Origin of the sequence: Nonomuraea sp. NPDC050404 (genome assembly GCF_040655495.1) — a bacterium.
Taxonomy (GTDB): Bacteria; Actinomycetota; Actinomycetes; order Streptosporangiales; family Streptosporangiaceae; genus Nonomuraea.
Map to the genome: position 1 here is coordinate 214852 of NZ_JBFAKB010000009.1, position 20801 is coordinate 235652.

General features: G+C 71.2%; 21 protein-coding genes. 12 read left to right on the plus strand and 9 right to left on the minus strand.

Annotation, left to right across the window (positions count from 1 at the left end; translation table 11 throughout):
- Positions 1–3: 3 nt before the first annotated feature.
- The 5 genes from AB0I81_RS26050 (at position 4) to AB0I81_RS26070 (ending at position 5150) form a co-directional block, all read left to right on the plus strand.
- The gene (locus AB0I81_RS26050; protein ID WP_360661239.1) at positions 4–903 is read left to right on the plus strand and encodes an NAD(P)-binding domain-containing protein; all 900 of its coding nucleotides are present in this window, start codon (positions 4–6) and stop codon (positions 901–903) included.
- Positions 896–1672 carry an N-acyl homoserine lactonase family protein gene (locus AB0I81_RS26055; protein WP_360661242.1) on the plus strand — a complete coding sequence of 259 codons (777 nt, stop codon included), beginning with the start codon at positions 896–898 and terminating at the stop codon, positions 1670–1672. The genes AB0I81_RS26050 and AB0I81_RS26055 overlap by 8 nt, the downstream gene beginning before the upstream one ends.
- Before the next feature lie 35 nt (positions 1673–1707).
- Positions 1708–2352, plus strand: a complete 645-nt coding sequence (locus AB0I81_RS26060) for a GntR family transcriptional regulator (RefSeq protein ID WP_360661244.1) — start codon at positions 1708–1710, stop codon at positions 2350–2352.
- A gap of 159 nt (positions 2353–2511) precedes the next feature.
- Positions 2512–4125, plus strand: a complete 1614-nt coding sequence (locus AB0I81_RS26065) for a PP2C family protein-serine/threonine phosphatase (RefSeq protein WP_360661247.1) — start codon at positions 2512–2514, stop codon at positions 4123–4125.
- Complete coding sequence (locus AB0I81_RS26070) at positions 4122–5150, plus strand: cobalamin-dependent protein (protein ID WP_360661250.1); 1029 nt, start codon at positions 4122–4124, stop codon at positions 5148–5150. The genes AB0I81_RS26065 and AB0I81_RS26070 overlap by 4 nt, the downstream gene beginning before the upstream one ends.
- Before the next feature lie 37 nt (positions 5151–5187).
- Here AB0I81_RS26070 and AB0I81_RS26075 read toward each other — a convergent pair whose 3' ends face one another.
- Together AB0I81_RS26075 and AB0I81_RS26080 are read right to left on the minus strand one after the other, a co-directional pair.
- A complete protein-coding gene (locus tag AB0I81_RS26075; protein ID WP_360661253.1) occupies positions 5188–6243 on the minus strand; it encodes an LLM class flavin-dependent oxidoreductase in 1056 nt (351 codons plus the stop codon).
- A gap of 41 nt (positions 6244–6284) precedes the next feature.
- On the minus strand, positions 6285–7067 hold the full coding sequence (locus AB0I81_RS26080; RefSeq protein WP_360661256.1) for a hypothetical protein: 783 nt from the start codon (positions 7065–7067) through the stop codon (positions 6285–6287).
- Between the two features lie 185 nt (positions 7068–7252).
- On the opposite strand from AB0I81_RS26080, the gene AB0I81_RS26085 reads away from it, so the two are divergent.
- From AB0I81_RS26085 to AB0I81_RS26095, 3 genes are all read left to right on the plus strand, one after another.
- On the plus strand, positions 7253–9232 hold the full coding sequence (locus AB0I81_RS26085; RefSeq protein ID WP_360661259.1) for a serine/threonine-protein kinase: 1980 nt from the start codon (positions 7253–7255) through the stop codon (positions 9230–9232).
- Positions 9233–9335: 103 nt separating this feature from the next.
- Complete coding sequence (locus AB0I81_RS26090) at positions 9336–9512, plus strand: hypothetical protein (protein ID WP_360661262.1); 177 nt, start codon at positions 9336–9338, stop codon at positions 9510–9512.
- A 69-nt stretch (positions 9513–9581) separates the two neighbouring features.
- Positions 9582–10331, plus strand: a complete 750-nt coding sequence (locus tag AB0I81_RS26095) for an SDR family oxidoreductase (protein WP_360661265.1) — start codon at positions 9582–9584, stop codon at positions 10329–10331.
- Positions 10332–10347: 16 nt separating this feature from the next.
- On the opposite strand, the gene AB0I81_RS26100 is transcribed toward AB0I81_RS26095, so the two are convergent.
- The 3 genes from AB0I81_RS26100 to AB0I81_RS26110 all read right to left on the minus strand — a co-directional run bounded on the left by AB0I81_RS26100 (position 10348) and on the right by AB0I81_RS26110 (position 13282).
- Positions 10348–10644 (minus strand): DUF3817 domain-containing protein, encoded by a 297-nt coding sequence (locus tag AB0I81_RS26100; protein ID WP_360661268.1) that lies wholly within the window; start codon positions 10642–10644, stop codon positions 10348–10350.
- A gap of 75 nt (positions 10645–10719) precedes the next feature.
- Positions 10720–12519, minus strand: coding sequence for an FAD-dependent oxidoreductase (locus AB0I81_RS26105; protein WP_360661270.1), 1800 nt, complete (start codon positions 12517–12519; stop codon positions 10720–10722).
- 97 nt (positions 12520–12616) lie between these two features.
- Complete coding sequence (locus AB0I81_RS26110; protein ID WP_360661273.1) at positions 12617–13282, minus strand: TetR/AcrR family transcriptional regulator; 666 nt, start codon at positions 13280–13282, stop codon at positions 12617–12619.
- A 149-nt stretch (positions 13283–13431) separates the two neighbouring features.
- On the opposite strand from AB0I81_RS26110, the gene AB0I81_RS26115 reads away from it, so the two are divergent.
- On the plus strand, positions 13432–14832 hold the full coding sequence (locus AB0I81_RS26115; protein ID WP_360661276.1) for an FAD-dependent monooxygenase: 1401 nt from the start codon (positions 13432–13434) through the stop codon (positions 14830–14832).
- Positions 14833–14864: 32 nt separating this feature from the next.
- Here the strand turns inward: AB0I81_RS26115 and AB0I81_RS26120 are convergent, their stop codons facing one another.
- The 3 genes from AB0I81_RS26120 to mqo all read right to left on the minus strand — a co-directional run bounded on the left by AB0I81_RS26120 (position 14865) and on the right by mqo (position 17409).
- Positions 14865–15050: a hypothetical protein gene (locus AB0I81_RS26120; RefSeq protein WP_360661279.1), complete on the minus strand. Its 186-nt coding sequence runs from the start codon at positions 15048–15050 to the stop codon at positions 14865–14867.
- Between the two features lie 81 nt (positions 15051–15131).
- The gene (locus AB0I81_RS26125; protein WP_360661282.1) at positions 15132–15920 is read right to left on the minus strand and encodes a FadR/GntR family transcriptional regulator; all 789 of its coding nucleotides are present in this window, start codon (positions 15918–15920) and stop codon (positions 15132–15134) included.
- Positions 15913–17409: a malate dehydrogenase (quinone) gene (gene mqo, locus AB0I81_RS26130; RefSeq protein WP_360661285.1), complete on the minus strand. Its 1497-nt coding sequence runs from the start codon at positions 17407–17409 to the stop codon at positions 15913–15915. Before mqo ends, AB0I81_RS26125 begins: the two co-directional genes overlap by 8 nt.
- Positions 17410–17634: 225 nt before the next feature.
- On the opposite strand from mqo, the gene AB0I81_RS26135 reads away from it, so the two are divergent.
- From AB0I81_RS26135 to AB0I81_RS26145, 3 genes are read left to right on the plus strand one after another with little or no spacing between them, the layout of a single operon-like run.
- The gene (locus AB0I81_RS26135; protein WP_360661795.1) at positions 17635–18639 is read left to right on the plus strand and encodes a polysaccharide deacetylase family protein; all 1005 of its coding nucleotides are present in this window, start codon (positions 17635–17637) and stop codon (positions 18637–18639) included.
- Between the two features lie 53 nt (positions 18640–18692).
- Entirely contained in the window at positions 18693–19142 is a 450-nt protein-coding gene (locus AB0I81_RS26140; protein WP_360661288.1) for a DUF6463 family protein, read from the plus strand.
- Positions 19143–19152: 10 nt separating this feature from the next.
- Positions 19153–19770: a TetR/AcrR family transcriptional regulator gene (locus tag AB0I81_RS26145; RefSeq protein WP_360661291.1), complete on the plus strand. Its 618-nt coding sequence runs from the start codon at positions 19153–19155 to the stop codon at positions 19768–19770.
- Between the two features lie 133 nt (positions 19771–19903).
- On the opposite strand, the gene AB0I81_RS26150 is transcribed toward AB0I81_RS26145, so the two are convergent.
- Positions 19904–20764: a hypothetical protein gene (locus AB0I81_RS26150; RefSeq protein ID WP_360661294.1), complete on the minus strand. Its 861-nt coding sequence runs from the start codon at positions 20762–20764 to the stop codon at positions 19904–19906.
- Between the last annotated feature and the right edge of the window lie 37 nt (positions 20765–20801).

Genomic DNA, 20801 nt, shown 5'->3' on the forward strand with positions numbered 1-20801 from the left:
GACATGACATCACCGGTGGGGCTGTGCGGCCTCGGGAACATGGGGTCCGCGATCGCCCGGCGGCTCTCCGAGACCCGTCCCTTGATCGCCTACGACCTCGACCCCGGCCGCACCGGGGCCGCCGCGGAACTGCCCGGCGTGACGGCGGCGGAACAGGCCGCCGACCTGGCCGGGGCGGAGACGGTCGTACTCTCGCTGCCGTCGCCCGCGGCCTCCGCGCGGGCCGCCGCCGAGATCGCGCCCGGCATGAAGGCGGGCTCGCTCGTCGTGGAGACCAGCACGGTCAACCCGGGGGACATGCGGTGGCTGGCCGAGCTCTGCGCGCCGCACGGCGTGCGCGTCATCGACGCCGCCATCCTGTCCGGCGTGGCCCAGATGGCCGAGGGCAGGTCCACGCTGCTGATCGGCGGGGCGGATGAGGACATCGCCCGCGCCCGGCCGGTGCTCGACGCGCTCGCGCCCCGGCAGCTCGTACTCGGCGACCTGGGCGCGGGCATGGCCGCCAAGGTCATCAACAACGCGGTGGCGCACGCCGTCATGATCGTGCTCGCCGAGGCGGGCGCGATGGCGGCGGCCACCGGCGTCGCGCAGGAGCGCCTCGCGGAGCTGCTCGCCGACCCGGAGGCCGGGCTCACCAGGCCGCTCACCCACCGGTTCGTCGAACGGATCCTGCCCGGCGACTACGCCGGCGGCATGCCGACCGACGCCGCCAGGAAGGACTCCACCCTGGCACTCGCGCTGGCGCAGGAGGCCGGCATCCCGCTCTTCGCCATCCAGGCGTGCCACACGGTGTACGAGATCGCGGGCGGCGCCGGGCTCGACCGCCAGGACTACGCCTCGGTGGCCACCCTCTGGGAGCAGTGGACGGGCCGCCCCATCACCTCGGAACAACACCGTGTATGAGCTGTACGCCATCCGGTACGCGCACCGCGACGCCTCCGTGCGCGGCGAGCACTTCTACGGCCACGACCCCTGCGCCGAGGCCCCCTACCCGATCGACTACTACGTCTGGGCGGCCGTCTCCCCGGCCCACGTCGTGCTCGTGGACGCGGGCTTCACCGCCGAGACCGCCGAGCGCCGCGGCAACCGGCACTACCTGCGCTCGCCCGTGGACACCCTGGCCGCACTCGGCGTGGACGCCGCCCGGGTCGGCCATCTCGTGCTCACCCACCTGCACTACGACCACACCGGCCACGTACGCGACTTCCCGGCCGCCACCATCGTGCTCCAGCGCTCCGAGCTGGCCTTCTGGACCGGCCCGCATGCCCACCGGGGCGCCCACCCGCACCTGGCCAGCCCCGACGACCTCTCCTACCTGGTGCGGGAGAACTTCACCGGCCGCGTGACCCAGCCGGACGGCGACCGCGAGCTGGTGCCGGGAATCAGCGTGCACCACGTCGGCGGGCACACGCCGGGCCTTCAGGTGGTCCGGGTCCGCACGGCCGCCGGCGACGCGGTCGTCGCCTCCGACGCCAGCCACTTCTACGAGAACATCGAGGGCGACCGGCCCTACGGCATCGTGAACCACCTGCCGGCCATGTACGACGCCTTCGACCGCATCAACACGCTGGCCGGCTCGCCGGAGCTCATCGTGGCCGGGCACGATCCGCTGGTGCTCGACCGCTATCCCGCCGTGCCGGGACTGGAAGGCTACGCCGTACGCATCGCCTGAGAATGGATACACTTGTATACCGATTGTGCAGCCCGATGGGAGTCAAGGTGGCCGGCGACATTTACGAGCGCATTCGTGAGGAGATCGTCTCCGGCGCACTCCCCGCCGGCGCGCCGCTCGTCGAGGCCGCCCTGGCCGGGGCGTACGGGATCAGCCGCACCCCCGTCCGCGAGGCGCTGCGCCGGCTCGAACACGACGGCCTGGTCGAGCGGGCCGACCGGAGCCTGCGGGTCAGGACCCGCAGCCCCGAGGAGATCCTGGAGATCTACGAGGTCAGGATCGTGCTCGAAGGCGCGGCCGCGCGGGCGGCGGCGGAGCGGCGCACCGAACTGGACCTGGCCCGGCTGCGCACCGCGCTGCGCGACCTGACGGCCGCCCCCGCCGTGCCCGCCGAGATGGCCGCCGCCAACCGGCGCTTCCACGACGTGACCTGGGCCGCGAGCCACAACGCCGCCCTCATCGACGTGCTGTCCCGCCTGCAGAGCCACCTGACCCGCTATCCGACCACGACGCTCACCTACGAGGGCCGCTGGCAGGCCGTCATCAAGGACTACGATGACCTGCTGGACGCCATCGCCCGGCGGGACGGCGGCCAGGCCGCGCGGATCGCCGAGGAGCACATGACCGCGGCCCGCGACATCCGCCTGCAGATGTACGCCGCCGACTCACTGCTGTCCTGACGGTCTGCGACCGGGGACGTGCCACCCGCCTGGCGGCCCGTTAAAGGAAGAAGCGGCGGCGAAAAATGGCACAAAGACAATTCGCCGTCGAGAAAGCCATGTAAATCGCGTCAGTAGAGTGAAGAACTCTTAGGTGATCGCGAACGGGACAGGATCGGCATGGCTTGGGAGGACACGCCGTACCCCATGCTGATCGTCGACGCCTCGGGCCGCATCGAGCGGGCGAACCGGGCCACCCGGACGTTGTTCGGCGGCGTGGCGGGCGACGAGTCGCTGACGCGGGCCGCCCCCGCGTGGCTGGCGCAGGCCCACCGCATGCTCTCCGCCCGCCTGGCCGCGGGCGCGGCGGGCCCGGGGTGCGAGGTGGCGCGCGGGCCGGTGGGCGAGAAGGTGTACGAGGCGCATCCCGTCTACACCGACGGCGGCCGCGTCACGTGGTGGCTGGTCGACGTCACCGTGCAGCAGCGCGCCTTCGAGGAGTTGCAGGCCGAGCGGGACGCCAGCGCGTCCATGGTGGAGGCCGCCACCGAACTGCTGTCCTCGCTCAACCTCGACCGCTGCCTCCAGGCCGCCGCGCGCCTGGCGGTGCGGCACCTCGCCGCCGCCGCGCTGGTCGTCATCCCGCTGGGCAGCCGCCGGTACGAGATCGCCTACTGCGGCGAGGCGAACGGCCGGGCCGTGCGCGAGAGCCTGACCATCGACCCCCGTACGCTGCCCGGGCTGGTGGAGGCGCTGCAGGGGTACCCGCCGGTGCCGCCCCACTGGGTCGAGCCGGAGCTGGCCCCCGGCTGGCTGATCCGCGAAGGGGCCGGCGAGATCGGTTCCATGGTGGTGATCGCGCTGCCCGGGTACGGCCTGCCCGCGGGCGCGCTGGTCCTGCTGCGCCGCCCGGACACGGCGGGCTTCTCCCGGCGCGAGGAGATGTTCGCGCGGTTGTTCGCCATCAGGGCCGGCACCGCCATCTCGATCGCCCGCCTGTACGCCGAGCAGTCGGCCGTCACGGAGACGCTGATGGCCGACCTGCTGCCGCCCGTGATCCCGCACCTCGACGGCGCCGAGGTGGCGGCCAGCTACCGGGCGGCCGGGGACAGCGCGAGAGTCGGCGGGGACTTCTACGACGTGCACCCCGCCGCGGGCTCGGGGCGCGAAGCCCTGGTGGTGCTCGGCGACGTCTCCGGCAAGGGGCCCGAGGCCGCCGTGCTCACCGGCAAGATCCGCAACACGCTGCGCGCCCTGCTGCCGCTGGCCGACGACCACCAGCGCGTGCTCGAACAGCTCAACGACGTGCTCATCGCCGGTGACAGCCTGCGTTACGTCACGCTCGTGCTGGCCGCGGTCGAGCGCCGGGGCGCCGGGCTCGGGCTGCGGCTGACCAGCGCGGGACATCCGCCGCCGATGATCGTGCGCAACGACGGCCGGGTGGACGTCGCCCGTACGCACGGCACGTTGATCGGCATCCTGGAGCATGTCACCAGCGTCACCGAGCCGGTGCTGCTGGAGCCGGGGGAGACGTGCCTGCTCTACAGCGACGGCGTCATCGAGGCCAAGGGCGGGCCGCTGGGCGATGAGATGTTCGGCGATGACCGGCTGCAGGAGGAACTGCGGCGCTGCGCCGGCATGACGGCCACCTCAGTGGCGGAACGGGTGCAGATGCTGGCCTCGCAGTGGGCCGGCGAGAACGAGCACGACGACATCGCGATCGTCGCCATCACCGCACCACGCGACACCCAGATGAGCCCGGACGAGGCTCCGGGGACGGGAGGTCCGGCGTGAAGGACGGCATCGAACAGCGGGTCGAAGGGCTCTGGGCGGCGGTGATGGCCGGCGACGAGTACGCCGCGATCGACTCGGCCCGGGTCGCCGTCGAGTCGGGCATCCCCATCGAGACCATGCTGCTGGACGTCGTCGGGGCCGTGCAGGCGCGGGTCGGCCAGGAGTGGGCCGACAACCGGGTGACCGTCGCGCAGGAGCACACGGCGACCGCCGTCAACGAGCGGGTGCTGGCCTTCCTGGCCCACCATTCGGCCACCAGGAACAACCGTGCCGCGCCGAACAAGGGACGGCTCAGCGTGGCGTGCGTCGAGGGCGAGTGGCACACCTTCCCCGCCCGGCTGCTGGCCGAGGTGCTGCGGTTGCGCGGCTGGGAGGTCGACTACCTGGGCGCGCACGTACCCACTCAGCATCTGATCGTGCACCTGCACCGCGCCGACCCCGACACCGTCGCGCTGTCCGACTCGATCGCCACCCGCCTGCCCGCCGCGCACGGGGCGATCACCGCGTGCCAGGCGGCGGGCACGCCCGTGCTCGTCGGCGGTGCCGCCTTCGGCCCGGACGGCCGCTACGCCCGCCTGCTCGGCGCCGACGCCTGGGCGCCCGACGCCCGCGCCGCCGCCGACCTCCTCTCTGACGGCCCGCTGCCCCGCCGGCCCGCCGCCAGCATGACCGATGAGCCGCCGCACCCGGTGGATCATGAGTACTCCGAGCTCACCGACCGCCGGGGCGGCCTGGTCAGACGCGTCATGGACGCGCTGCACCGACAGGCGGGGGAGCCGGGACCCCATGGCGGCGAACTGCCCCGGTACACGCCGGAAGACGTCGCCTACATCGTCGACTACCTCAGGACCTCCGTGTACGTCGACGACCCCGAGCTGTTCACCTCGTTCGTGGAGTGGATGACCCGCATGCTCAGGGCGCGCGGCGTGCCCGCGGGCGCGATGGACTGCGCTCTGACGGCCATGGACGACTGCCTGTCCGGCCTCCCGCACGCCCGCGACACCCTGGCCCGCGCCCGGCAATAGGGACCGCACCCACCTGAACCACCACGCGCAGGCGCGGTCACCGCAGCAGCGGCAAGAGCTGGTCGCCCTGGCGTTTGATCTCCGGCAGGTAGGGCGTGTCGGACAGGACGAAGTGGGTGATGCCCAGAGCCCGGTAGTTGCGCAGCGACCTGGCCACGTCCTCCGCCGAGCCGACCAGCCAGGTGGTGCCCGCGCCGCCGCCGCCGTACCTGCCGGGAGCGGTGTAGAGGTTGTCGTCCAGCACCTCTCCCCGCCCGGCCAGGTCGAGCAGCCGCCGCTGACCGATGGCGGAGCTCCAGTCCACGTCGCGGGCGACCTGGCCCTCGGCCATCCGGGCGACCTTGGCCTCGGCGTCGGCCCACGCCTGGCCGGTGGTGTCGCGGATCAGTGTGGTGACGCGCAGCCCGAACTCCAGCGGCGGATGCTCACGCCCGAGCCGGTCGCCGAGCCGCCTGAGCCGCTCGATCCGCTCACGGACGCCGTCGAGCGGCTCGCCCCAGAAGAGCTGCACGTCGGCCTCGGTGGCGGCCACCCTCTCCGCGGCTTCGGAGGCGCCGCCGAAGTAGAGCCGGGGATGCGGGCGTCCGTCCCTGGCGACCGGCCGCGGCCATACGGTCGCGCCGGTGACGCTGAAGTGCTCGCCGTGGTAGGTGACGTTCTCCTCGGTCCACAACTTCCGCACGATCTGGATGAACTCCTTGGTACGGGCGTAGCGGCCGGCCCGGTCACCCTCGTTGCCGCCGTACGCCGCCGGGTTGTCCTTGCCCGAGACGATGTTGACCAGCGTCCGGCCCCCGCCGAGGTGGTCCAGCGTCGCGGCGGCGGCGGCGAAGTTGGCCGGCCGCCAGTAGCCGGGCCGGATCGCGATCAGCGGCTGGAACGTCGTGGTCCTGGCGGTCAGCGCGGTGGCGACCGTGAAGGTGTCGGGTCGCTCCCAGCCCGTGCCGATGAGCGCCCCGTCCCACCCGTGTTCTTCGAGCGCCCTGGCATGGCCGGTGAGGGTCTCAAGGCTGTTGTGGCCCGCGACGACATCGTCACCGCGGTGCCCCGGCCGGGCCTGGTTCGGGACGTACCAGAGAAACTGGAGGCTCATCCGGCCATAATACTTATTTCATGTAGTTTTTATAGGAAATATCAGGACTCATCGAGGAGCCGCAGGTCCGACGGGTCGATCGTGGCGCTGGCGAGCAGTGCGGTGATCAGGTTGTGGTTGAGTGCGTTGCCCAGCGGCGGCGGGATCTCCTCCTCCAGGAGTCCGGGTACCTTGGCGCTGAGCCGCTTGCGGGTCTGGGCGACGATGTGGGCGGCCCGTTTGGTGGTCCACCGTTCGCGGGGACGCAGGCGGTTGAGCTCGTCGGCGAGCTGCTTCCAGGTCAGCGGCTGCGGCCAGGGCTCGGGCCGCAGGTAACGCTGCCCGAGGCAGACCAGCACCAGGCGTTCGACGTTGCTGAGCCGCCAGCCGGCCGGCTCGCGGGTGTTGGCCTCCGGGCTGTCCCCCGGGCGCGGCGCCGGCGGCGTCATGACGATCTGCACCTCAAGGAGGTGCTCCCGCTCGGGTCCGACGATGAACAGCGGCGTGTACGCCACCGGCAGCACCGTACTGTGCCCGTTGAGCACCAGTTGCCCGCCGGGAAGGCGGATGGGCAGCCTGCCGATGTTGTACAGGACCCAGCGTCCGCCCTCGTGGGCGATGTGTCCGTGCCGCCGGCTGACGTACGGATCGTTCCCGCCGACACAGACGTGCACTTCCGGCTCGTAACGCCCGAACACCACATCCAGCCCGGCGTCCGGCGCGACGCGGATCCCGCCATTGGTGCCCCGGACGCACAACGTGCCCGGCGCGGCAAAGGGGAGCCCGTCCTCGGGGTTGCCCGGCTCCTTCGGCAAGATGTCCACCTTGCTCTGGGGCTTGCGCATTGTCCACCCCATGTCGGCGATCCTCTCCACGCTTCGGGGGCAACGGTAGCGGACGGGTTTCGGGAGGGGTCCCGAACGCCCTTCCGCACGTCGGGTGAAGGGTCTTCCTTGACAGAAAGAAATTCTAGACGAGTTACCCGGCGGTAAGCTTGTGGGAGATCGACTACGTGACATCACAATGACCCATGTCTGACTTCACGCCGCTGACCCCCGGTGACCCACGGCAGTTGGGTGGCCTGGAAGTGCTGGGCAGGCTGGGCCACGGCGGGCAGGGCGTCGTCTATCTCGCCAAGACCCCCATGGGCGCGCGGGTGGCCGTCAAGTGGCTGAGCCTTTCCGAGGACGAGGGCAGCGTCGAGCGTTTCCTGCGGGAGGCGGAGGTCGCCGGTCGGGTGGCGCCGTTCTGCACCGCGGCCGTGCTCGGCACGGGGGTCGAGCAGGGCCGGCCGTACATCATCAGCGAGTACGTCGAGGGCCGCACGCTGGATCGGGCCGTCAAGGACGGCGGGCCGATCGCGGGCGGCGACCTGGAGCGGCTGGCGATCGGCACCGCCACCGCGCTCGCCGCGATCCACGAGGCCGAGATCGTGCACCGGGACTTCAAGCCCGGCAACGTCATCATGGGACCCGGCGGGCCGCGCGTGATCGACTTCGGGATCGCCCGCACGCTGGATCCGGCCACGATGACGAGCAGCACGCAGATCGGGACGCCCGCGTACATGGCTCCCGAGCAGATCATGGGGCAAGGGCTCGGGCCCGCGGCCGACGTCTTCTCCTGGGCCTGCACGATGGTCTTCGCCTCCAGCGGGCGGGCGCCGTTCGGCAGCGACGCGACGCACCCCGTGATGAACCGGGTGCTCCACGGGGCACCCGACCTCGGCCTGCTCGACGGAGGGCTGCGTGCGCTGGTGCTGGAGTGCCTGGCCAAGGATCCGGCGAGCAGGCCGACCGCCAGGGACGTGATCTTGCGCCTGCTGCGCAACCCGCGGCCCGGCGCCGACCCCCTCGCGGAGGGGACCATGCAGGCCGCTCCCTCTCCCGGCGACAATCCATCCGGGCACAAGCCTTCGCGCCTGCCGATCCTCATCGGCGCGGGGGTCGTGGTCGTCGCCATCGCCGTGGCGGCCACGATCGTCGTGCCTCGCTGGCTGCGCTCGACAACGCCTCCACCGGCCGCCGTCGCCTCCGCGACCACGCCGTCGCGGGCGGCCACCACCACGCCCCCGCCGGCCGCCCCGGTCAAGACGGCGCTGCCCGGCGGCTCGGTCACGCTCTGGGAGAGCCCGGCCGACCCGATCACCCTGACGTCGTACGAGCTGTACGACAAGAAACTCGACGACGACGTGGACTATGCCAGGAGATCGGCGCGGGGCGCCTTCGAGAAACTGCCGGCCAACTTGGACTCGCTGACCTCGCCCAGCGGCCGTTATCTGGCGGGCAGGTCGTTCGACTACACCTCCGACGGCTACGACTCGATCCTCATCACCGACCGGCAGACCGGCTCCTCCAGTTTCCGGGTCAAGACTGTGCGCAAGCCGATGACCACCAGCCTGCGCTCCTGGTCGAAGGACAGTTCCAAGATCCTCCTCGACCTCAACAAGAAGATCAAAGACGCCAAGGGCGAGGAGGTCTGGAACACCGTGGGCTTCGCCGTCATCGAGGTGGCCCAGGACGACGTGGCCCGGAGCCGCCTGCGGACGGTCGACCTGGAGGACGCCTCGATCGGAAAGAGCGACTTCGGCTGGGACGGCAGCGAGTCGGGCGTGGTCATCGTGTACGGCGAGGACGAAGGGCTGCGGTTCTACGACTCCGCCGGCAAGCGGGTGCGCGACCTGCCGGGCGTCGGGCCACTGGCCGCCGGCCCCAGGGACATCTTCTCGCCCTCGGGAAGGATGTTCGTGACCGACTGCCCGGGGGACGCCGAGGACGACCAGTGCCTCTGGGACGCCGGCACCGGCAGGCAGGTGCGCAAGTTCCGGTCCGACTGCGAGAAGGTGCTCGGCTGGTACGACGAGTCGCACCTGTACTGCTGGGAGCAGGACAACGGGGCCAACAGCGAGATCCGCGTCGTGGCGCTGGACGGCAAGCTGCTGCGCCGGCTGGTGGAGGTCGGGGAGAAGGACGACCTCACCCCGTATTTCACTGTGACCCCCACCGGGTCGTAGGCGATGATGATCTGGTGACCGACGAAGTGGTGTTGCAGGACACGCCGCACCGCCGGGTGCGCTGGTGCACCGGAGAGACGGGCCTGGGCGGCGAGCTCGCCGGATGGAGGTCTTCGCCGAGGCGGTGATCGACGCCCAGCGCGAGGACATCGAACGGATCCGCGGGTGGGCGGAGGAGGGTCGCCAGCCCCAGGCACGCTGGGTCGCGGACGGTCACCTGGACGACCTGCGTGCCAGGCTCGCCTGGAGCAGGGAGAACGTGCACCTGTTCGGCCGGTGACGGGTTGGGACGCGCGTCGCGACGGAAGACTCAACCTGGCGACGAACGTCCCGGGAGGAGAACCCAGTCATGAAGATCGTGGTCATCGGAGGCACCGGCCTCATCGGCGGCAAAGTGGTGGGCAAACTACGCGAACGCGGGCACGACGCGGTGCCCGCCGCGCCCAGCACCGGCGTCAACACCCTCACCGGCGAGGGCCTGGCCGACGCGCTGGCCGGAGCCCAGGTCGTGGTGGACGTCTCGAACTCGCCGTCCTTCGACGCGGCGGCGGTGCTGGAGTTCTTCACCACCTCCACCCGCAACCTGCTGACCGCCGAGGCGGCGGCGGGCGTGGCGCATCACGTGGCGCTGTCGATCGTGGGCATCGAGGGCCTGCCGGAGAACGGCTACTTCCAGGCCAAGGTGGCCCAGGAGCACCTGATCAAGGAGGGGCCGGTCCCGTACTCGATCGTGCGGGCGACGCAGTTCTTCGAGTTCGTCAAGGGCATCGCCGACACGGCCGCCGACGGTGACACGGTTCGGATCCCGCCGGTGCTCTTCCAGCCCATGGCGGCCGAGGACGTCGCGGAGGCCGTGGCGGGGGCCGCCGCGGAGCCGCCGGGCAAGGGCACCGTCGAGGTGGCGGGGCCGGACGTCTTCCGGTTCGACGAGCTCGTCGGGAAAGCCCTGCGCGCCTGGAACGACCCGCGTACCGTCGTCGCGGACCGGCACGCCCGTTACTTCGGCTCGGAGCTGCGCGAGCGCAGCCTCGTGCCCGACGAGGGCCGCGCCCACCTGGCCGGCCTCCGGTTCGACGACTGGCTGCGCCGCTCGGCGTGAGTGTTCCGCGTGCGGGTCAGGCCGGTTGCGGGGCCGATGCGCGGGCCGCCATCCGCCGTTCGAACCACAACGAGGTGAACGGCGGCACCGCGCACGCCAGGCCCAGCACCACCGCGCCCCGGCTCCAGCCCGCCTCCCGGGCCGACAGCAGCACGCCGGCCGCGTACAGCACGAACAGCGCTCCGTGGATCGGCCCGAAGATCTTCACTCCGAGGTCGCCGGTCGCGACTATGTACTTGAAGAACATCCCGATCAGCAGCCCCGCCCACGAGCAGGCCTCGGCCACCGCCACGACTCGGAACCAGCGCAGCATTTTCTCCCTTTCGCCCCAAATCTTCCGCACACTCTACAGGCTGTAGAGCGTGGCGCGATCAGCGGGCGGGGAGGGTCAGCGTCCCGGCCAGTACGGGCTGAACAGGTCGAACCTGTTCGGCAGGCCCAGCAGGTAACGCACGTCGTCGTTGTCGTGCAGCGGCTTGAACTCGCGCGGCACGTACAGGCTGAAGAGCCGGGCCCTGGACGCCGGGGAGCCGGAGGCGTCGAGGACGGCGTTGGCCGCCTTCCGCCCCGCCTCGTTGCCGCCCTCCATGGTGGCCAGGTTGATGCTGTTGCGTACGTAGTCGGCGGCCAGGAAGAGGTTGGGGATCGTGGTTGTGGCCTCGGGGCGGTTGCTCCAAGACGAGGGCGTGTTGATGAGCAGCGGCTCGTCGTTGGCCACGGCCGGAGTGCCCTCGCCGGTGATCGCCGGATCCACGAACCAGGACTTCACGATCGAGTCGGGCAGCAGCGCGGAGCCGCCGGGCAGGGCCGAGCGCACCTGGGCCAGCACCTCCTGGGCGATCTGCGGCCGGGTGCACTGCTTGGCGGTCTTGCCGAACAGGATGCCCGGGGTGTTCCAGTCGGACAGGTCGAGGGACAGGCAGTCGGTGACCGTGCCGTCCCCGTAGGTCGCCGCGAAGTCCCTGCTCCAGAACTGCGCCTGGCTGATCGAGGTGAGCGCCCACGGCGTGGCCGCGTAGATGAGGTGGCCGTTCGCGATCGGGCGGGGCTCCCTGAGATAGATCATGACCCCGTTCATCCAGTCCGTCTCCAGGTGGGACAGCCTGGCCAGGGCCGGGTCGGCCGCCTTCATCGCGGTGGTCAGCAGGGGTTGAAGCCGTTCGACGGGCAGGGCGGCGATGTAGTGGTCGGCGGTGATGACGCCGGCCGCGCCGCCGGGGTCGCTCACCCGCACGCCGGTGATCCGGCCGCCCGCGTAGTCGAACCCGGTGGCGGTCCAGCCGACCTTGAACCGCACGCCCAGGCCGGTGAGATGGTCGATCCAGGGGGTGACCCAGACGTCGTTGCTGGGGCCGTTGAGCACCTGGTCGGGCGGGCCGTACGGGCCGAGGCCGAGCGCGCTGTAGAACAGCGCCTCGAACATCAGGCCCATGGTACGGGTGTTGGCCTTGTCCGGCTGGGCCGCGATCAGGGACGCCGTGAACATCTTGACCAGCAGGTCACGGTACTCCTGCGACATGATGTCGGCCTTGATGAAGTCGGCGAAGCCCATGTTCTCCCACTGGCCGAGCCGCCGGCGCGGGCCGCTGGTGATGAAGGTCACGAGCTTGGAGACGAAGAACTCGATCTGCGGCAGCGGGACCGTGGTGACGGCGGTGAGCGCGCTGCGTAAGTAGTCCCTGATCACGTCGGGGTCGAGGCTCCCGCCGATGCTGCCGGGGATGGGGATGCGTAACTCCTTGCCCTTGTACGCGATCACCGTGAGGCTCGCCGGGACCAGGTTGTCGCGTACGGTGCCGCTGCCGTACGGGATGCGGCTCATCGTGTCGGGCAGATTCTGGTAGAAGCCGGGGAAGAACCGGAAGCCGTGCTCGCCGGGTAGGTCCTGCCTGCCGCCGGTGGCCGTGCCCGGCACGGGGATGCTCCTGGACTTGCCGCCCAGGGCCTTGCGTTCGTAGACGGTGACCTGGAAACCGCGCTCCGCCAGCTCCTGAGCGGCGCTCAGCCCGCCCATGCCCGCACCGAAGATCGCCACGTTCCTGCCCGCCGCGCCGCTCACCAGAGATGGCGCCGCGTTGGCGGGCCCGGTGCCCCACAGCGGGCCCGTGGCGGCGCCCGCCGCCGTCGCCATCGCGCCCGTGACGAAGCTGCGCCGCCCGATTCCGTTCCGGTCGTCTGACTGGCCCATGACAGGACCTCCCACCTAACCGACACTGCTGTTGGTTCAGTTAGGCGAACGATGAACGCGCGGATCACTTCTGTCAATACGTGAACGTGACGGCCGCTCAGCGGACGTCTTCGCCGGGAAGCCCGGGGCCGTCGCAGGGCGGCGGAGAGTCGTCGGGGAGCCGGGAGAGCCCGTTCCAGAGCACGAGCATGGCGGACTCGACGAGCTGGTCCCGCGACACCGAGGGATGCCTGGCCCACCACTGGGCCAGGCCGTCGGTGCCGGTGATCAGCAGTTCGACCACCGCCTGGGCGGCCTCCGTCTCGGGGTCGAGGCCGAGGCGGCGCAGGTCGCGCCCGAGCATCACGGCCACCGAACGCGTACGGGCCTCCCTGATGCCCCAGCGCACCGCCTTGATCTCGGGATCGTCCTCGTCGGTGTGGTCGAACAGCAGGCGGCGGGCGGCCGGGTTGCCCTCCGCGAAGCTGAAGTAGGCGTTCAGCGTGGCGCGCAGCCGCCGGCCGGGGGAGCCCGAGCCGGTGATCCTGGCGCCGACATGCTCCACCAGCAGGGCGTTCTGCTCCTGAAGTACCGTGATCAGCAGCACCCGCTTGGACGGGAAATGGTCGTAGAGCACCGACCGCGTCACCCCGGCCGCGATCGCGATCTCCTCCATCGCGGTGGCGTGGTAGCCCCGCGCGGCGAACACCTCCAGAGCCGCCCCGGCGATCCGGGCCCGGCGCGCCGAGCCCGGCAAACGCTTCCTCAGCTCCTTGCTCGCCATGCCGTGCACCCTACAACCCGGCCGGGCGTTGACTCCGGACTTCCGTCCGCTTACCGTCCTTACAACCGACATGTGAGTCGGTTATCGGGATCGACGCGCGGGCGGCGGCGCTTGCCTGCCCGCCGCATACCGTCTTGCGAGGAGGCCCGATGGCCGAGCAGGCCGACGTCGTGATCGCCGGGGCACGCTGCGCGGGCTCGGCCGCCGCCGCCACCTTCGCCAGGGCCGGGCGGCGGGTGATCGCGGTGGATCCGGCCAGGTTCCCCGCCACCACGGTCTCCACCCACCTGCTCTTCGCCGGGGGCGTCGCCGAACTGGCCCGCGTCGGCGCGCTGGAACGCGTCGAGAAGATCGGCGCTCCGCAACTCTCGCGCGCCTTCATCGGCGGCCCCGGCCACGCGGCCGGCGGCTCCTACACTCCGGTGGACGGGATCGGCTACGGCCTGTGCGTGCGGCGCGCCCCTCTCGACTCGGCCCTCGCCGAGACGGCCTGCGCGGCCGGCGCGGAGATCCGGCAGGGCCACCGCGTCACCGGCCTGATCTGGGAGGACGGCCGCGTCGTGGGCGTACGCGTCCGCGACCAGAGCACACGCGGCTCAAGGCAGGGCGGCTCAGGACAGGGCGGTGGCTTAGAACAAGGGTTAGGGCAGGGCGGCGGAGAGTACGAGATTCGCGCGGCTCTGGTCGTCGGCGCGGACGGGCGGCGTTCGACGGTCGCGCGGCTGGTCGGCGCCGAGCGTCCGCGCATCGCCCACGCCAACGGGCGGGCCTGCTACTACGCCTACTACGAGGACCCGCGCACGGAATGGCGCTCCACCGCCGCGATGTGGCTGACCGGCCGCGAACTGGGCAACGCCTTCCCGTGCGACGGCGGGCTGTCCCTGGTCCTGCTGATGCCGCCGGTCGAACGCGCGCCGGACTTCCGCGGCGACCTGGAGGCGGAGTTCGACCGGACCGTGGGCCTCGTCCCGGGGCTGGCCGCCCGCCTGGAGGGTTGTACCAGGAGCACGAGGATCGTCAGCTCCGCCGAGCACCCGTCGTTCTTCCGCCGCTCGGCCGGCCCCGGCTGGGTGCTGGTCGGCGACGCGGGGCACTTCAAGGATCCGGTCACGGCGCAGGGCATCCGCGATGCCGTACGGTTCGGGCGGCTGCTGGGCGAAGGCGTCGCGGACGTCCTGGACGACCCCGCCGCGCTCGACCGGGCCACGCTCGCCTGGGAGCGCAGGCGCGACGCGCAGTGCGTGCACACCTACCAATGGACGAACCTGCTCGGACGCGGCGACGGCCTGGCCCACGTCCAGTTCGAGCTGCTGCGGGCGCTGACCGAGGGCCCGGACGGCGTCCGCCGCATCCTCGACGTCTACTCCCGCATCCGCGACCCCCGCGAAACCCTCGCGCTGCCCGGCCTGCTCAAGGCCACCACCCGCGCACTCCGGCACGGGACGGGCACGCGGGCGGCCATCGTACGGGCGGTCGGCGACAGCCTGCTCGAACTCGCCGGCCACCGGGCAGAGGCCAGACGACTACTGACCCGCCGGGCCACGGCCTGACACGTGATCAACGCGAGCGGGGATCACCGGCTCTACGCGGCGTCCGGCCCCTCCTCCCTGGGCTCCGGGATGTCGAGAACCTGGTGCGGCGCCCGCGCCTGGTCGGCCGGTCGTGGCGGCGGCTCCTGGCCCACGATCCGCTGAATCGCCTCCTGGCGTCGCTTCGCCGACTGCTCGTCGTCCTGCCACTGAATGCTGGGCCTGATCTTCCTCGTCACGTCGGCAACCGTACTGACGTCTGGTCCAAGAGCCGGTAACAGGAATCTCCGTTCCTGCTGACCGTTCTCCCGCCGGGCCCGTCAGCCGAGCAGGCGGGTCCTGGAGGCGTCGAGGTGCGTGCGCATGGCCGCCGCCGCGCCCAGGGGGTCCGCCGCGGAGATCGCGTCGCGGATCTTCCGGTGCTCGCCGAGCACGTGGTCCAGGTGGTCGGGGTCGCGTTCCGAGCCGGCGTACGGGCGGGTGATCGCGGCGGCGCCGAGCGCGTCGAGCAGGTCGGGGTAGAAGCGGTTGCCGGTGGCGACCGCGATGGCGCGGTGGAAGGCGAAGTCGGCCTCGACCGCGTCGCTCGCGCTGCCACGTACCGCGGCCATCCGGTGCAGCGCGGCGTCGATGGCGGCCAGGGCGGCGGGCGTACGGCGGGTGGCGGCCAGCGCCGCGGCCTCGACCTCGATGCCGCGGCGCAGTTCGAGCAGGTGCAGCCGGTCGCGCGGGCTGCGCACCGTGCCGATGGAGTGCGCGAAGTCCGCCTCCGCCGGTCTGGTCAGCACGGACGTCCCGCGTCCGCGCCGGGTCTCGACCAGTCCCGCCGCGCGCAGCCGGGAGATGGCCTCGCGTACGACGGTGCGGCTGACCTCGAACCGGGTGGCCAGGTCCCCTTCGGAGGGCAGCAACTCACCGGGCTGCCAGCTCCCGCGCCCGATACCCCGCCGCAACTCCCCCTCCACCCGGTCGGTCAGGCTCGCGCCGTGGTCACCCTCCACGCGCCCAGCCGGGCTCGCGCCGTGGTCGCGCCGCACGCGCTCATCAGGGCTCGCGCCGTGGTCGCCCTTTACGCGCTCAGCCGGCCTCGTGCCGTGGTCGTCAGCCATGTTCGGCTCCGTGTGCGGCGGTTTCGTCCAGGCCGAGGGCGGCGGCGGTGCGGAGAGCGGTCTCACGCAGCAGTTCCGGTTGGCCGGACAGGGATGTGCCGTAGGAGGGGAGGAGGGTGCGCAGGGCGGGACGCCAGTCGGGCACACGATCGGGGAAGGCGCGTTCGAGCACGTCCAGCATGATGGCGACGGAGGCGGACGCGCCCGGCGAGGCGCCGAGCAGGGCGGCGAGCCCGCCATGTGCCGACGTCACGACCTCGGTGCCGAAACCGGCGATCGAGCCCCTGCCGTTCACCCGCTTGACCACCTGCACCCGCTGACCTGCGGTGACAAGCTCCCAGTCGGCCGCCCGCGCGTCCGGGACGAACCTGCGCAGCGCCCTGAGCCGCCCGCGACGCGTCTGCGCCAGTTGCCCGACGAGGTAGCGCAGGAGACCGGCGTTCCCACGGGCCGCCCCCAGGAGCGTGCCGAGGTTGCGGCGGTTCACCGAGCGCGGCAGGTCGCTGAGGCGGCCCCGCTTGAGAAAGCGTGGTGAGAACGCGGCGAACGGGCCGAACATCAGGTACGCGCGCCCGTCCACGACCCGGGTGTCGAGGTGCGGCACCGACAACGACGGCGCGCCCGGCTCGGCGTGGCTGTAGACCTTGGCGTGGTGCCGGGCCAGCAGTTCGGGCCTGGACGTGCGCAGGAACCGCCCGCTGATGGGAAAGCCGCCGTACGCCCGCGTCTCCGCCACACCGGCACTCTGGAGCAGGGGAAGCGTTCCGCCGCCCGCGCCCAGGAACACGAACCCGGCGCGCACGTCGTGGTCATCGGCGCCTTGCCGGTCCCGTACCCGCAGCCGCCAGCGCCGGTCGTCCCTGGTGAGGGAGCGCACCTCGTGGCCGGTCCGCACCTCGACGCCGTCGCGAGCGAGCGCGTCGAACAGCCGCCGGGTGAGCACGCCGTAGTCGACGTCCGTGCCCGCGCGGGTACGGCAGACGGCGACCTGCTCACCATCGTCGGGGCGATGGCCGAACATCAGCGGCAGCCACCGCGCCATGACGTCCCGGTCGCGGGTGAACTCCATCCCGTCGAACAGCGGATGCCCGCGCAGGGCCTCGTAACGCAGGCGGAGGTGCGCGACGCCGGCGTCGCCGTGGGCGAAGCCGTAGTGGGGGACCGTACGGATGAAGCCGGCCGGGTCGCCGAGCGTGCCCTCCTCGGCCAGTCGCGCCCACAACTGCCGGGACAACTGGAACTGCTCGTTGACGGCGATGGCGCTGCCGACGTCGATCGAGCCGTCACCGAGCAGCGGCGTGTAGTTGAACTCGCAGAGCCCGGCGTGGCCGGTGCCCGCGTTGTTCCAGGCCGAGGAGCTTTCGAGGCCGAGCCCGTCGAGCCGTTCGAGCACCAGGATCGACCAGTCGGGCTGCACGCGGCGCAGCAGCACACCGAGGGTGGCGCTCATGATGCCGCCACCCACCAGCACCACGTCGTAGTCCGTCACGTGACATCTCCAACCTGTATGACAGGAACTCGTCCTGTATGACAGGTTAGCAGCAATGAAAGATTCTCCTCCTCCGAAATATTTCGGCAGATATAACACCACCTCAAAAGCCATGAATAGACGAAGGGTGTCTGATTGAGCCGAAACCTTTCTGAGATCCGTTGACTTGTTTCGGATGGTGTCCGCACAATGTCCGGCAGGTGCAGCCCCCCCAACGATCAAGGGATCAGTATGCGGAAACGCCGTTCAGTTCTGGTCGCCGCACTCCTGGGCGCGATCCTCGCCATCTGCCTGGCCGTCACCGCCACCTCCGCCGTGGCCTCGGGCCCAAGCCTCGCCGCCGCCTGCAGTGCCGGATACGTCGGGCTGACGTACGACGACGGCCCCAACGCCGGCAACACCGCCAACCTGCTCAACGCGCTGAGGTCGAACGGCCTGCGGGCCACGATGTTCAACACCGGTCAGAACGCCCAGAACAACCAGGCCCTGGTACGGGCGCAGCGCGACGCGGGCATGTGGATCGGCAACCACAGCTGGTCCCACCCGCACCTCACCCAGCTCGGCAGCGCGCAGATGACCTCGGAGCTGCAGCGCACGCAGCAGGCCATCCAGCAGGCCACGGGGACCGCGCCGCGCCTGTTCCGGCCGCCGTACGGGGAGACCAACGCCACCCTCCGATCGGTGGAGCAGCAACTCGGTCTCACCGAGGTGCTCTGGGACGTGGACTCGCAGGACTGGAACGGCGCGAGCACCGCCGCGATCGTCCAGGCGGCGGGCCGCCTGCAGAACGGCCAGGTCATCCTCATGCACGACCAGTACGCCACCACCCTGGCCGCCGTCCCGCAGATCGCCGCCAACCTGAGCAGCCGCAACCTGTGCGCCGGGATGATCTCGCCCGTCACCGGCAGGGCCGTCGCCCCCGACGGCACCACCCCGCCCACCACCCCGCCGCCCGGCGGCGGCACCTGCACCGCCACGATCTCGCAGGGTCAGCAGTGGAGCGACCGCTTCAACCTGTCGGTGACCGTCTCGGGCTCGAACTCCTGGATCGTCACGGTCACCCTCGCCTCGCCGCAGAAGGTCATCGCCACCTGGAACGGCAGCGCGTCGTGGAGCTCCGGCGGGAACGTCATGACGGTGCGGCCCAACGGCAGCGGCAACACGTTCGGCCTCACCATCCAGCACGGCGGCAACTGGAACTGGCCGTCGGTCTCCTGCCGTACGGGCTGATGTGACCTACCCGACGTTGCCGGAGCCCGCCCGGTGGGTGCATGATTCGGACCATGAGTTCCGAAACTACTGGTTCCGTAAAGAGCGTGGTCTGGGCGGGCGGGATCCTGCTCGTCCTGGGCGCCGCACACGTCGTGCTGAGCGGGGTGCTGAGCGCCGCGCACATTCCCGGATGGTGGCAGGGCGGGTTGTGGAACGTCCGGATCGCCGCCCTGATGAGCCCGGAGCCTGCCATGGGAGCGTTCTGGCTCGTCTGGGGCAGTTTCGGCGTGCCGCTCGCGCTGATCGGGGCGCTGGTCGTCGGGTTCGGGCGGCGCGGGCAGGCGCCGCCCGTCTATCTCGGCGTCGGCGTGCTGGTCTGGGCGCTGGTCGGTGCCGCCCTGTTCGAGCCCTCGCCGTTCGTGGTGGGGGCGATCCCGGGCGTCCTGATGCTGGCGGCCACGCGGAAGAGCCGGACCGCGCGGGCGGGCGCACCGACTTACGGACCCTCCGGTTCCGCATAGGCTCCCATGCATGACTCGATCAGTGGGTCGCCCCCGGGACAGCGCATTGAACCAGACCATCGCCGACGCGGTCCGCGAGGTGCTCGCCGAGAAGGGATACGCGCAGCTCACCGTGGACGCCGTGGCACGCAGGGCCGGAGTCGGCAAGGCGGCCATCTACCGGCGTCACACCACGAAACAACGGATGATCTTCGCCTCCGTCATGCACGACCTGGAGCTGGCGCCGCCACCCGACACGGGCTCACTCGTCGCCGATCTGGCGGCGGTCACGCTGAACATCGCCGAGATCCTGGCGGGGCCGCCGCCCGGCGTGGTGCCCGCCCTGCTGGCGGACGTGCACACGGACGAGAGCATGGCGGCCGCGTTCTCGGGGAGCCTCGTCAAGGCCGAGCGCGACTGCCTCATCGAGGTGCTGGAGCGGGCGATGGCCAGGGGCGAGTTGTCGCGGCTGCCCGACCTGGCCACCGTGCACGCGATGTTGCTCGGCCCGATCTTCGCCTGGTTGTTCCTGCTCCTCGAAGAGCGGGAACGGATCCCGGCGCTCTGCGAGGCGCTGGCCGAATCGACCGCCCGCACGTTGCTGGCCGGCGGTTGTGACGACCTGCGGCCGCGAGACTTCCCGGCGTGACGTTTCCGGCGTGACGTTCCCGGCCTGACGGGGGAGGGCGGCGCGCAGTCGCCGCTGACCTGCATTATCGTAGAGACCGAGTCCGGCACACTGATCCTGTGCCGGACTCAGCCTCGCGACGACTTCCGGGCGGTCAGCCCTTCCTCCAGATCGACGCGATGACGCCGTCCTCGGAGCTCAGCACCTCAGGCTGGTAACCCAGCGCCTTCAACTTCGCCGCCTTGATCGAATGGGCCAGCTTCGACAGGCCCAGCAGCTCCTTCTGGTCGCCGTTGACCTTGCCCCACACGGTGGTGTAGAGCTGGCCCGGCTCGACGGCCATGAGAACGGGCTGCAGGCCCTGCTTGGCCTTGGTCAGCAGTTCCTTGCCGCGCTCCTCGACGGTCTGGCCGAGGGTCACCTGCAGGGCGCCCGTGGCGCCACCGGCGACCCAGACGGCGGCGTAGAGGGGCTTCTCCACGGTGCCGTACACGTCCAGCGAGGCCAGGCTGTAGCCGGCCGCGGACAGTTCGGCGTTCACCTTGACGAGGGTCTCCTTCGTCATGGTGAGCTGCGACTTGACCAGCTGCGAGGTCTTCTCGAAGATCGCGCCGAAGACCGCGTTCTGGCCGGTGCCGGTGCCCGTGATCAGCGTGGGCTGGTAGCCCGCCTTGACCTGCTCCTTGATCCGCGCGGGCAGGTCGGTGACCGACAGGCCCTGCAGGACGTTCACCTTGCGGGTGGTGTCCTTGATCCAGGAGGACGTGTACTGCGGGTTGGCCGCGTTCGTCACGTTCAGGGTCGTGGGGACGTAGCCCTTGCCCAGCAGGTCCTTGACCTTGGTCACCAACTTGCCGCCGGTGAGCGCGTCAAGGGACAGCCACTCCAGCGGCTGGCTCTGGACGGCCTTCGCGGGCTGCGCGGCCGGCTGCACGGCCATGGCCGGGGTCGCGCAGGCCAGCATGGAAGCGGTGACAGCCGCGGCGAGGGCGAGGGCCTTCTTCGTGCTCGTCATGTTCCTCCTCGGTAAAAGGCATCCCAATTAGGGACAA